General features: G+C 71.5%; 14 protein-coding genes. 13 read left to right on the top strand and 1 reads right to left on the bottom strand.

The window, feature by feature from the left end:
* The first annotated feature begins 2 nt into the window (after positions 1 to 2).
* From ABD262_RS07430 to ABD262_RS07370, 13 genes are all read left to right on the top strand, one after another.
* The gene (locus tag ABD262_RS07430; RefSeq protein ID WP_344133400.1) at positions 3 to 188 is read left to right on the top strand and encodes a hypothetical protein; all 186 of its coding nucleotides are present in this window, start codon (positions 3 to 5) and stop codon (positions 186 to 188) included.
* Between the two features lie 127 nt (positions 189 to 315).
* Positions 316 to 510, top strand: coding sequence for a hypothetical protein (locus ABD262_RS07425; RefSeq protein ID WP_344133397.1), 195 nt, complete (start codon positions 316 to 318; stop codon positions 508 to 510).
* A gap of 13 nt (positions 511 to 523) precedes the next feature.
* A complete protein-coding gene (locus tag ABD262_RS07420; RefSeq protein ID WP_344133394.1) occupies positions 524 to 3,565 on the top strand; it encodes a helix-turn-helix transcriptional regulator in 3,042 nt (1,013 codons plus the stop codon).
* Positions 3,566 to 3,631: 66 nt separating this feature from the next.
* Complete coding sequence (locus ABD262_RS07415) at positions 3,632 to 4,438, top strand: helix-turn-helix transcriptional regulator (RefSeq protein ID WP_344133391.1); 807 nt, start codon at positions 3,632 to 3,634, stop codon at positions 4,436 to 4,438.
* On the top strand, positions 4,435 to 5,856 hold the full coding sequence (gene sufB / locus ABD262_RS07410; RefSeq protein ID WP_344133388.1) for a Fe-S cluster assembly protein SufB: 1,422 nt from the start codon (positions 4,435 to 4,437) through the stop codon (positions 5,854 to 5,856). Before ABD262_RS07415 ends, sufB begins: the two co-directional genes overlap by 4 nt.
* A gap of 61 nt (positions 5,857 to 5,917) precedes the next feature.
* The gene (sufD, locus tag ABD262_RS07405) at positions 5,918 to 7,111 is read left to right on the top strand and encodes a Fe-S cluster assembly protein SufD (RefSeq protein WP_344133385.1); all 1,194 of its coding nucleotides are present in this window, start codon (positions 5,918 to 5,920) and stop codon (positions 7,109 to 7,111) included.
* A complete protein-coding gene (locus ABD262_RS07400) occupies positions 7,108 to 7,464 on the top strand; it encodes a non-heme iron oxygenase ferredoxin subunit (RefSeq protein ID WP_344133382.1) in 357 nt (118 codons plus the stop codon). The genes sufD and ABD262_RS07400 overlap by 4 nt, the downstream gene beginning before the upstream one ends.
* A gap of 53 nt (positions 7,465 to 7,517) precedes the next feature.
* Complete coding sequence (gene sufC / locus ABD262_RS07395; RefSeq protein ID WP_344133379.1) at positions 7,518 to 8,276, top strand: Fe-S cluster assembly ATPase SufC; 759 nt, start codon at positions 7,518 to 7,520, stop codon at positions 8,274 to 8,276.
* Between the two features lie 29 nt (positions 8,277 to 8,305).
* Positions 8,306 to 9,604 (top strand): cysteine desulfurase, encoded by a 1,299-nt coding sequence (locus tag ABD262_RS07390; protein WP_344133376.1) that lies wholly within the window; start codon positions 8,306 to 8,308, stop codon positions 9,602 to 9,604.
* Positions 9,604 to 10,125, top strand: coding sequence for a Fe-S cluster assembly sulfur transfer protein SufU (gene sufU / locus ABD262_RS07385; protein ID WP_344133373.1), 522 nt, complete (start codon positions 9,604 to 9,606; stop codon positions 10,123 to 10,125). The genes ABD262_RS07390 and sufU overlap by 1 nt, the downstream gene beginning before the upstream one ends.
* On the top strand, positions 10,122 to 10,451 hold the full coding sequence (locus ABD262_RS07380; RefSeq protein ID WP_344133370.1) for a metal-sulfur cluster assembly factor: 330 nt from the start codon (positions 10,122 to 10,124) through the stop codon (positions 10,449 to 10,451). Before sufU ends, ABD262_RS07380 begins: the two co-directional genes overlap by 4 nt.
* A complete protein-coding gene (locus tag ABD262_RS07375) occupies positions 10,385 to 11,005 on the top strand; it encodes an acVLRF1 family peptidyl-tRNA hydrolase (RefSeq protein WP_344133367.1) in 621 nt (206 codons plus the stop codon). The genes ABD262_RS07380 and ABD262_RS07375 overlap by 67 nt, the downstream gene beginning before the upstream one ends.
* A gap of 18 nt (positions 11,006 to 11,023) precedes the next feature.
* Complete coding sequence (locus ABD262_RS07370) at positions 11,024 to 11,389, top strand: hypothetical protein (protein WP_344133364.1); 366 nt, start codon at positions 11,024 to 11,026, stop codon at positions 11,387 to 11,389.
* A 33-nt stretch (positions 11,390 to 11,422) separates the two neighbouring features.
* Here the strand turns inward: ABD262_RS07370 and ypfJ are convergent, their stop codons facing one another.
* A complete protein-coding gene (gene ypfJ, locus ABD262_RS07365; RefSeq protein WP_344133361.1) occupies positions 11,423 to 12,349 on the bottom strand; it encodes a KPN_02809 family neutral zinc metallopeptidase in 927 nt (308 codons plus the stop codon).
* Positions 12,350 to 12,355 lie beyond the last annotated feature (6 nt).

The raw sequence follows: 12,355 nt of genomic DNA, 5'->3' as shown, positions 1-12,355 counted from the left end.
CCATGAGCCTCACCGCACACCCCTACATCGTCCTCGCCGAGCAGCAGTGGAAGCAGGAGAGCCTCTCCGGCGCGAACCTCGCCGGCCGCCACTCCGGCCGGCCGGCTCGGGGCCACCGCCCCCGCTTCCACTGGCACCTGCCGCGACCGCTCGGACAGCTGACCCGACACACCCCGCGTCCCGTCTAAGGCCCCCCGCAGGGCAGCGGCACGCAGATAAGGCACTCGCCCGATGTGGGCGCCCACCTCAGGCCGTCAGGTTTGAGACACCACCACGAGAGACGCCCAGAGTCTCCCGACCACGAAGGAGCAGACCATGAGCATCACCGCAGACCCGCTGTTCGTCGCCGCCGAGGTCCAGTGGCGCACCGAGAACCTCTCGGCCGGACTGGCCCACGCCTCGTCGGCCCGGCACCACGGGCACGCGATCCGCACCGCGATCCAGCGGATGCGCCACCCGCACCGGCACGGACGGCACGTCGCCCGTCAGCACGCGGCTCGCGTCGCCTGAGCCGGCCGCCCCGATGGCGACCGCGCTCGACGCGCCGATGGCGACCGCTCGGCAGGCCGAGACCCACGACACCGTGTCGGACCACTCCGACATAATCAGGGTCGTGGGTCTCGAGCGTTCGGCAGCCGGGTTGTTCGTCGGACGTGACGACGAAGCGGCCCAGCTCGCGCGACTGCTGGGGGTCTCCGGCGGCGACGGGGGCGCCGACGCCGCCCCCGACGGCACCGGACTGGTGCTGCTGTCCGGGGACGCCGGCATCGGCAAGACCCGCATCCTGGCCGAGGTCGCCGGCCGCGCCCGCGAGGCCGGGTGGTCGGTGCTCATCGGGCACTGCCTGGGCGAGGCCGGTCAGGCGCTGCCCTACCTGCCCTTCATCGAGGTCCTCGGACGGCTCGAGAGCACGACTCCGGAGCGGCTCGACCGGGTCCTGGCGGCGCACCCCGGGCTCACCCGGCTGGTGCCGTCGCGGCGCCGGGAGCCGAACCCCGACGACCCCGCCGACGAGGTGGTCGACCGCAGCGACCTCATCGAGGCGGTCCACGCCGCACTCGACGACCTCGCCACCGACGCCCCGCTGCTGCTGGTCGTCGAGGACGTGCACTGGGCCGACCAGTCCTCCCGTGACCTGCTCACCCTGCTCTTCACCCGCGGCTTCTCGCGCCGCGTCAGCATCGTCGCCTCCTACCGCAGTGACGACCTCCACCGGCGCCACCCGCTCCGCGCCACGCTGGCCCACTGGGCCCGCCTCGGTGACGTCGAGCGCCTCGACCTCGCGCCGCTGCCCGACCGGGCGGTGCGCGAGCTCGTGCGCGGCCTGCAGCCCCAGCCACTGCCCGAGGCCCAGGTGCGCGAGGTGGTCGCGCGCGCCGAGGGCAACGCGTTCTTCGCCGAGGAGCTGGTCGCGGCGACGGCACTGGGCGGCTCCGGGCTGGCCGAGGACCTGTCGCGCCTGCTGCTCGTGCGCTTCGACCAGCTCGACACAGCGGGTCAGCACGTCGTCCGGATCGCCTCCGCCGCGGGGCGCCACGTGTCCCACCGGCTGCTCGCGGCGGTGGCCGCGCTCGGCGAGGCCGAGCTCGACGCGGGGCTGCGCGACGCCGTCGAGCACCACGTCCTCGTCCCCACCGACAGCGGTGGCTACGCCTTCCGTCACGCGCTGCTGGGCGAGACGGTCTACGACGACCTGCTGCCCGGTGAGCGGGTCCGCGCCCACGAGCGGTATGCCGCGGCGCTGGCCGACGACCGGACGCTCGGCACCTGGGCCGAGCTGGCCCGGCACGCGACGGCGGCCGGGCTGCGCGAGCAGGCTCGGGGGGCCAGCGTCCAGGCCGGCGAGTCCGCGATGCGGATGGCCGGTCCGGAGGAGGCCTTCCGCCACTTCAAGAACGCCCTGGCCCTGATGTCCGAGACCGATGCCGACGTCGACGCCGTCACCCTGCGGGCCGCGACGGCGGCGACCGCCGTGGGCCAGGCGCTCAAGGCCCTCGAGCTGATCGAGGACCGCCTCGCGCGACGCGCGGCCGGGTCCGACCCGGCCGGTCGTGCCGAGCTGCTGGCAGCGCTGGCCACCACGGCCCGCATCACCGAGAGCACGGTCGACACCCTGGCCGCCACCAAGGAAGGGTTGGCGCTGCTCGACGCGGCTGACGTCGACCACCCCCAGACCCGGGCCAGGCTGCTGGCCGCCAAGGTGCAGGCCCTGGCCGACCGCGGTCGCGACGGTGAGGCCCTCGCCGGGGTGGAGGAGTCAGTGGCCGCTGCCCAGGCGGCGGGGCTGCGCGACGTGGCCGACGAGGTGCGGGTCGTCGAGGCACGCATCCTCGAGCGCGCCGGCGACCCGGAGACCTCGCGCCGCAGCCTCGAGCGGATCATCGCCGAGTCGCGGGCGCCCGGTGACCCGGCCGAGGTCCGGGCCTACCACCACCTCGGCTGGCTGCACCACCGCGCCGGGCGCCTCGACGAGGCGGTCGACGTCTACCGACGCGGGGTCGAGCGGGCCAGGGGAGCGGGGCGTCCCTGGGCTCCCTACGCCTTCGACGGGCGGCTGCTGGCCGGCATCGCCGCCTATGAGCGGGGGCGCTGGCCCGAGGCGCTCGACATCCTCGACGTGTCCCACGAGGTCCCGCCCGAGCCGGCCCGCTCCCTGCTGATGGGGGCCCGCATGTACGTCGCGGCGGCCCAGGGCGACTACTCCGCGGTCTCGGGCTACGAGGTGTCCCGTCCCTGGTGGGAGAGCGAGGGGCTGGTCCCCCTGCTGGCCGGCAGCGCCGCGATCGACCTGCACGGCCACGCCGACGACCTCGACCGGGCCATCGCCGTGCACGACGAGGTCGTCGAGGTGCTGACCCGGGTCTGGTACCCGCTGTTCCAGGGCCAGCTGCGCCTCGACGCCCTCCTGCTCGGCCAGCTCGGCAGCCACATCCAGCGCGTGCCCAGCTCGCAGCGACCCGCACTGCTGGCGCGGGGGGCCGCGCTGGCCGAGTCCGCGGCCCAGGTGTGGGACCGCGCGACGGCGCGACCGGGCAACGACGGCCCCGAGTCGACGGCCTGGCTGGCCCGCGCCGCCGCGGAGGCGCTGCGCCTGCAGTGGCTCGGCGGGGCCGACGTCGACCGTGACCAGCTGGTCACGGCGTGGCAGGCGGCGGTCGACGCGTTCGAGGCCTACGGCCACCCCTACGAGACCGCTCGGTCGAAGGCGCGCCTGGGTGCCTTCCTCAAGTCGGTCGGCGACCCGCGCGGGTCGGCCGAGCTGACCGCGGCCCTCGAGGTCGCCCAGCGGCTGGGCGCCGAACCCCTCCGGGCCGAGATCCGCCAGGGCGGGGGAGCGCGCTCCACCGCGAAGGCCGCCTCGCGCCAGGGTGAGTCGCTGACCGCCCGCGAGGCGGAGATCCTCGGGCTGGTCGCGCTCGGTCGCAGCAACCGCCAGATCGGCACGCAGCTGTTCATCAGCGCGAAGACCGCCAGCGTGCACGTCTCCAACATCATCGCCAAGCTGGGCGTGACCGGCCGGGGCGAGGCCGTGGCGGTGGCCCGCGACCGCGGCCTGCTCGACTGAGGGGTGCTGGCAGGTTAGGTAGACCTTGCTATGCAGGGGCGCGGGCATTTACGTAACATCGGTGTTGTGAATATCCAGTCCGCTGCCGTGTCGCCCCGCGCGACCGCTGCGCGGACCCATGACGCGCCGCTGGTCCTCGAGTCGCGCACCCGCGACCGGGTGCTCCAGGCGATCAGCGAGCGGGGCCCGATCACGGCGGCCACGCTGGCGGACGACCTTGGCCTGACCGCACCGGCCGTGCGGCGACACCTCGAGAACCTCGAGGAGGCGGGCCTGATCACCGAGCGTGAGCCGGCCCCCGGCATCCGCGGCCGGGGCCGCCCGGCCCGGTCCTTCGTCCTCAGCGACGCGGGCCACCACGCGCTGGAGTCCGACTACGACCACCTGGCCACCGAGGCCCTGCGCTTCCTCGCGCAGGAGGCCGGTGAGGGGGCCGTGCGCCGCTTTGCCGAGAGCCGCGTCGCCGAGCTCGAGACCCGGTATGCCGCGCAGCTCGCTGCCGCAGGCACCGACCGGGCCGCGCGGGTCGACGCGCTCGTCGCGGCCCTGACCCGCGACGGGTTCGCCGCCTCGGCCCGACCGGTCGGCGAGCCGGGCTCCGCGAGCCCGTTCACCGGCATACAGCTCTGCCAGGGGCACTGCCCCGTGCAGGACGCCGCTCGGGAATTTCCCGAGATCTGTGACGCTGAGACTGATGCGTTCTCGCGGTTGCTGGGCGTGCACGTGCAGCGCCTCGCGACACTCGCCCACGGCGACCACGTGTGCACCACGTTCATCCCCACCGGCAAGCACCCCGTCGCCCCCGCGGCACCGACATCAACACCTGCCCCATCAACACCTGCCCCATCAACAGAAGGGTCGTCCACGCGATGAGCACCCACATCGAGGAGCTGAACCCGGGTCTGAAGGACCTGGGCCGCTACGAGTACGGCTGGGCCGACAGCGACACCGCTGGCGCGACCGCCAAGCGTGGCCTCAACGAGGACGTCGTGCGCGACATCTCGGGTCGCAAGAGCGAGCCCCAGTGGATGCTCGACCTGCGGCTGAAGTCCCTGCGGTTGTTCGGCAAGAAGCCCATGCCCAACTGGGGCAGCGACCTCACCGGCATCGACTTCCAGAACATCAAGTACTTCGTGAAGTCCACCGAGAAGCAGGCGACCAGCTGGGACGAGCTGCCCGAGGACATCAAGAACACCTACGACCGGCTCGGCATCCCCGAGGCGGAGAAGCAGCGCCTGGTCTCCGGTGTCGCGGCGCAGTACGAGTCGGAGGTCGTCTACCACCAGATCCGCGAGGACCTGGAGGAGAAGGGTGTCATCTTCGTCGACACCGACACCGGCCTGCGCGAGCACGAGGACCTGTTCCGCGAGTACTTCGCGTCGGTGATCCCCGCCGGTGACAACAAGTTCGCCGCGCTGAACACGGCGGTGTGGTCGGGTGGCTCGTTCATCTACGTGCCGCCGGGTGTCCACGTCGACATCCCGCTGCAGGCCTACTTCCGGATCAACACCGAGAACATGGGCCAGTTCGAGCGCACCCTGATCATCGCCGACGAGGGCTCCTACGTGCACTACGTCGAGGGCTGCACCGCGCCGATCTACAAGTCCGACTCGCTGCACTCCGCGGTCGTCGAGATCATCGTGAAGAAGAACGCCCGGGTGCGTTACACGACCATCCAGAACTGGTCGAACAACGTCTACAACCTCGTCACCAAGCGGGCGACCGCTGCCGAGGGCGCGACGATGGAGTGGATCGACGGCAACATCGGCTCCAAGGTCACCATGAAGTACCCGGCCGTCTTCCTCCTCGGCGAGCACGCCAAGGGCGAGACGCTCTCGATCGCGTTCGCGGGCGAGGGCCAGCACCAGGACGCCGGCGCCAAGATGGTCCACGCGGCCCCCAACACCTCGAGCACCATCGTCTCCAAGTCGGTGGCACGTGGCGGTGGCCGCACGTCCTACCGGGGTCTCGTGCAGATCCTCGAGGGTGCCCACGGCTCCCGGTCGAGCGTCGTCTGCGACGCCCTGCTGGTCGACACGATCAGCCGCTCCGACACCTACCCCTACGTCGACATCCGCGAGGACGACGTGACGATGGGCCACGAGGCGACCGTCTCCAAGGTGTCCGAGGACCAGATGTTCTACCTCATGTCCCGCGGGATGACCGAGGAGGAGGCCATGGCCATGATCGTGCGCGGGTTCGTCGAGCCCATCGCGCGTGAGCTGCCCATGGAGTACGCCCTCGAGCTGAACCGCCTGATCGAGCTCCAGATGGAAGGGGCTGTGGGTTGATCGACACCCACGCTCCGTCCACCACCCCCTGCCCCCAGATGCTGCGCGAGGATCCCGCCCGATGAGCCTGCTGGCCCAGAAGAAGCCCACCGACGACGCCCACACCGACTCCGTCGCGGCGTTCGTCCCCGACCAGTCGCGGGCCGAGCGCAAGACCTCGTACGCCGTGGACGACTTCGCCGTGCCCGGCGGCCGTGAGGAGGAGTGGCGCTTCACGCCGGTCGACCGGCTCGCGTCGCTGTTCCAGGTCGCGCCGACCGACGAGGACAAGCTGACCGTCGACGTGCAGTCGCCGGCCGGGGTGTCCGTGTCGCACGTCGACCCCCGGTCCGCCGGCGTGCTGGTGCCCGCCGACCGCGCGGCCGTCGTCGCCTTCGCCGGCGAGGCGCAGGCGACGCTGGTGAGCATCCCGGCCGAGGCCGAGCTCAGCGAGCCCGTGCGCATCACCATCACGGCCACCGACCTCGCGCGGGTCAACGGCCACCTCGTCGTCGACGCCGGTCACCACAGCAAGGCCACCGTGGTGCTGACGCACCGCGGCTCCGCCGAGTGTGGCGCCAACGTCGAGATCAAGGTCGGCGACGGCGCCGACCTCACCTTCGTGACCGTGCAGGAGTGGGACGACGACGCCCTCCACGTCTCGCAGAACGACGCGCTGATCGGTCGCGACGCCCACCTGCGCCACATCGCCGTCACGCTGGGTGGCGAGATCGTGCGGGTCTCCACGAACGCGCGCTACTCCGGACCCGGTGGGTCGTTCGAGGGCCTCGGCGTCTACTTCGCCGACGCCGGGCAGCACCAGGAGCACCGTCTCTTCGTCGACCACGAGGCCCCGCACTGCCACTCGAACGTCGAGTACAAGGGCGCCCTGCAGGGCGACACCGCCCACACCGTGTGGGTCGGCGACGTCCTCATCCGCGCCAGCGCCGAGGGCACCGACACCTACGAGCTCAACCGCAACCTGGTCCTCACCGAGGGTGGTCGCGCCGACTCGATCCCCAACCTCGAGATCGAGACGGGCGAGATCGTCGGCGCCGGACACGCTTCCGCCACCGGTCGATTCGACGACGAGCAGCTGTTCTACCTGCAGGCTCGTGGCATCCCCGAGGACGTCGCCCGCCGCCTGGTGGTCCGCGGCTTCTTCGCGAGCATCGTCGCGCGGATCGGCGTGCCCGAGATCTCCGAGCACCTGATGGAGGTCATCGACGCCGAGCTCGGCGCGGTGCCCGGCATCGCCACCGAGGACGTCGCGTGAGCGCCGCTCCCGAGCTGGTCACCGACGACGGCGAGTTCGTGCGGGTCTGCCGCGTCGACGAGCTGCCCGAGAAGGGTGCGGCTGCCGCCGACATCAACGGCACCATCGTCGCGATCGTCCGCACCGAGAGCGGCTCCATCCACGCGGTGGACGACACCTGCAGCCACGCGAACGTCTCCCTCTCCGAGGGTGAGCTCGACGGCTGCACGTTGGAGTGCTGGCTGCACGGCTCGCGGTTCGACATCCGTACCGGCGAGCCGTCCGGCCCGCCCGCAATCATCCCCATCAACGTCTACCCGGTGCGGGTCGAGAACGACGAGGTCTTCGTCGGCACGACCCCGCTGAACGCCTGACCGGCTGCACCTCCAGACAGCACGTTCGAAAGAGATTGAGGAACCCCAACACCATGGCAACACTTGAGATCCGCGGCCTGACCGTCACCGTCGACGTGGAGGAGGGCACCAAGGAGATCCTGCGCGGCGTCGACCTCACCGTGAAGTCGGGTGAGACGCACGCCATCATGGGCCCCAACGGCTCCGGCAAGTCCACGCTGGCCTACTCGATCGCCGGTCACCCGAAGTACACCGTCACCGGTGGCACCGTGACCCTCGACGGCGAGGACGTGCTGGCGATGAAGGTCGACGAGCGTGCCCGCGCAGGCCTGTTCCTGGCGATGCAGTACCCGGTCGAGGTCCCCGGCGTGACGGTGAGCAACTTCCTGCGCACCGCCAAGACCGCGATCGACGGCCAGGCGCCGAAGCTCCGCACCTGGGTCAAGGACGTCAAGGGATCGATGGACGCCCTGCGCATGGACCCCGCGTTCGCCGAGCGCAACGTCAACGAGGGCTTCTCCGGTGGCGAGAAGAAGCGCCACGAGATCCTCCAGATGGAGCTGCTCCGGCCGAAGATCGCGATCCTCGACGAGACCGACTCCGGTCTCGACGTCGATGCCCTGCGCATCGTGTCGGAGGGCGTCAACCGCGCCAAGGAGGGCACCGACGTGGGTGTCCTGCTGATCACGCACTACACGCGCATCCTGCGCTACATCAAGCCCGACTTCGTGCACGTCTTCGTCGACGGCAAGATCGTCGAGGAGGGTGGCCCCGAGCTGGCCGACCGCCTCGAGGCCGAGGGCTACGACCGCTACCTCGCCACCCAGGCCTGAGCCCGAGCGTCGAGCACCAGGCACCTGTCATGAGCGCCACGCCCTTCTCCGAAGGGGAGCTGGCCCGGATCCGGGCCGGGTTCCCGATCCTGTCGCGCACGGTGCGTGACGGGAAGCCGCTCGTCTACCTCGACTCCGGGGCCACGTCGCAGCGGTATGCCGGTGCGCTCGACGCCGAGCGCGCCTTCAGCGAGCAGGTCAACAGCGCCGTGCACCGCGGGGCCCACCAGCTCAGCGAGGAGGCCACGGACGCCTACGAAGGTGCCCGCGCGAAGGTCGCCCGGTTCGTCGGGGGAGCCGCCGAGGAGGTGGTGTTCACCAAGAACGCCACCGAGTCGCTCAACCTCGTGGCCTACGCGTTCTCGAACTCGGTCGCCGGCCAGGTCAAGGACCCCCGGCTCGACCTGCGGGCCGGTGACGAGATCCTCATCACCGAGATGGAGCACCACGCCAACCTCGTGCCGTGGCAGGAGCTGGCGCGGCGCACCGGGGCGACGCTGCGCTGGGTCGGGGTCACCGACGAGGGTCGGCTCGACCTCGAGGGAGTCCACGGGCCCGCCCTCGGGGAGCTGCTGACCGAGCGCACCAAGGTCTTCGCCTTCACCCACGTGTCCAACGTGCTCGGCACCGTCAACCCGGTCCGTGAGCTCACGGCGGCCGCCCGGGCGGTCGGCGCGCTCACGGTCCTCGACGCCTGCCAGTCCGCGCCGCACCTGCGGCTCGACGTGGCTGACCTGGGGGTCGACTTCGCGGCGTTCTCCGGGCACAAGATGTTCGGCCCCACCGGAGTCGGTGCACTCTGGGGGCGCAGCGAGCTGCTGCACGCCATGCCCCCCTTCATCACCGGCGGCTCGATGATCGAGACGGTGCGGATGGAAGCGAGCACCTACGCGCCGCCGCCCCAGCGCTTCGAGGCCGGCTCGCCCAACTCGGCCCAGGCCGTGGGTCTCGGGGCCGCCATCGACTACCTCGACGAGCTGGGCCTCGACCGCGTCGCCGCCCACGAGCACGCCCTCACCGAGCGGCTGCTGGCCGGTCTGGCCCAGCGACCCTGGGTGCGCGTCGTCGGTCCGGTCGAGGCGGTCGACCGCATCGGGGCCGTGGCTTTCGACGTGCAGGGCGTGCACGCCCACGACGTCGGGCAGGTGCTCGACGACGCAGGCGTGGCCGTCCGCGTCGGACACCACTGCGCCTGGCCCCTGCACCGCCGGATGGGCGTCACCGCCACGACCCGGGCCAGCCTGGCCGCCTACAACACGGCGGCCGAGGTCGACACGATGTTCGAAGCGCTCGACCGGGTGCCCGCGATCTTCGGGGTGGCCAGCTGATGGACCTCTACCAGGAGCTCATCCTCGAGCACTCCAAGCGGCCGCACCACGCCGGGCTCCGCGAGCCCTTCGGCGCCGAGGTGCACCACGTCAACCCGACCTGCGGTGACGAGGTCACCCTCCGGGTGCAGGTCGAGGGCACCGGTCCCGACGCCGTGGTCCGCGACCTCTCCTACGACGCGTTGGGCTGCTCGATCTCGATGGCCTCCACCAGTGTGCTGGCCGACGAGGTCATCGGGCACACCGTGGCCGAGGCGATGACCACCCACGAGGCGATGCGCACCATGCTCACCTCCAAGGGTGCCGATGCCGGTGACGAGGAGGTCATCGGTGACGGCGTGGCCTTCGCGGGGGTCAGCAGGTACCCGGCTCGCGTGAAGTGTGCTCTGCTGGGATGGATGGCCTTCACCGACGCGTTGCACCAGGCAGGCATCGACACCACCAGCAGTGACACCACCAGCAGCACCCCGACCAGCAGCGACACCACCAGCAGCACCCCGACCAGCAAGGACGAGTCATGAGCGAGACCACCACCGCCACCCCCAACGTCGCCGACGTCGAAGAGGCCATGCGTGACGTGGTCGACCCCGAGCTCGGCATCAACGTCGTCGACCTCGGGCTCGTCTACGGCATCACCGTCGACGCCCAGAAGCACGCCGTCCTCGACATGACCCTCACCTCGGCCGCCTGCCCGCTGACCGACGTGATCGAGGACCAGACCGCGCAGGCCCTCGAGGGCCTGGTCGCGTCCTACCGCGTCAACTGGGTCTGGATGCCGCCGTGGGGCCCCGACAAGATCACCGACGACGGCCGCGAGCAGCTGCGGGCCCTCGGGTTCAACCTCTGAGCCCTTCCGGCCCCTCCTCGCCCGACCCTCGGCCCCGCGTCGTCGAGGTCGCTCCCGAGCGGCTCGACGGCTGGCTCGAGCGCTTTGCCGCCAACAACGCGGGAGCCGACTCGCCGCAGCGCGTCACCGGGCGTGAGGAGTTCGCGCACGACCCCGTGGGCGTGCTGCTCATCCGGCGCGGCGGGTATGCCGTGGGCCTGGCAGCCGGCCCGCTGTTCAGCGAGTCCAAGGTCGGCAAGCGGCACGTCCAGTCCCGGACCGCCGCGGGCGGCTGGTCGCAGCAACGCTTCGCCCGGCGACGCGGCAACCAGGCCGACGAGCTGGTCCGCGCGGTCGCCGAGCACACGCTGCGGATCCTGCCGCGCGGCATACCCCGTGGTCTGGTCGTGGGGGGTGACAAGGCCCTCGTGCGCGCGGTCCTCGACGACCCGCGGTTGGCGCACCTCGACGCCCTCCCGCGGCGCGAGCTGTACGACCTCCCGGACCCGCGGCGGGACGTCCTGGAGGAGGCCCTGCGCCGGGGCCGAGCCGTGCGGGTGACCATCGAGGACTGACGGGCGCATGATGGCGGCATGGCGAAGTACACGGTGAACCGCGCGGCGGTGCGGCACTGCCGCGAGCTGATCAGGGCCGGCAAGGTCGTGCTCGACAGCGAGTGGGGCGCCGTGCAGCCCGACGCGGAGGCGGAGAACGCGTTCCTCGAGGAGCACGGCTGGGACGACTACCCGCAGTGGTTCCTCGGGCTCACCGAGGGGGCCAACGACGGGACCAAGGCGCGGCACGCCTTCGCCTACGGTGACTTCACCAAGGTCCACCGCAGCGGGCTCATCGCGTGTGTCTACCGCGCCGCCGAGTGGCGCCACAAGGACGTGGAGCTGGCGGCGCACCGGCTGCTGCAGGAGCTCGACAAGGCGCACCCCGGGCCCACGGACGCCTGAGCCGCCCGCGCGGCGGGACGAGACCCGGCGGGCCTACTCGACGGTGTCAGGGCTCAGCGTGTCGCACTGGTTGAGGTCACCCGTCTTGTAGCCGGTGGTGAACCACTTCTGGCGCGCGGCCGCCGAGCCGTGGGTCCACGACTCCGGGCTCACCCGGCCCTGGGTCTTCTCCTGGATGCGGTCGTCGCCGACCGAGGAGGCCGCCGACAACGCGTCCTTGATGTCCTGGTCGGTCAACGGCTTCAGGAAGGCGACCTCGCCGCCCTTGGTGCTCTCGCCCTTGGTCTCGGTCGCGTGGTTGGCCCAGACGCCGGCGAGGCAGTCGGCCATGAGCTCGATGCGCACGCCGCCGCTCTGCTCGCCCTTGGGGTCCTTCTGCGCCTCGTCCAGCAGGCCCAGGAGGTCCTGGACATGGTGGCCGTACTCGTGGGCCACGACGTACTCCTGGGCCAGCGGGCCGCTGCTCGAGCCGAACTGGTCAGTGAGGATCTGGAAGAAGCTGGCGTCGATGTAGACCTGCTTGTCGAGCGGGCAGTAGAACGGTCCGACCTGGTTGCTCGCGGTGCCGCAGGCCGACTGCGTCGAGCCGTTGTAGAGGATCGTCTTCGCGGGGGTGTACTCGCGCTTGTACTTCGGCAGCTCCTGCGACCAGAACGTGTTCACCGCCAGGACGGTGGCCTTCACGCGGCAGGCGTCGCTCTTGTTGGCGTCGGCCCCGGTCTTGCAGTTGGCGAGCTCGGAGTCCTGCTCGGTGCCGCCGGGCTGGACCTGGCCCTGGTCGCTGCCACCACCACCGGGGTTGGTCGGCAGGTCACTGGGGTTGATGCCGAAGATGAGCGCGATGACCAGCAGGATGATGCCGCCGATGCCGCCGCCGACGACCATGCCGCCGGGTGCGCCGCCACCACCGCCGGACCCGACCTGGGAGCCGCCGATGTTGACGTCGTCGTTGAAGCTCATCTGGCC

The organism is Pedococcus bigeumensis (genome assembly GCF_039531795.1).
Classification (GTDB): Bacteria; Actinomycetota; Actinomycetes; order Actinomycetales; family Dermatophilaceae; genus Pedococcus; species Pedococcus bigeumensis.
Note: the sequence above shows the minus strand (reverse complement) of the source record. Positions and strands in the feature narration are given on the sequence as shown.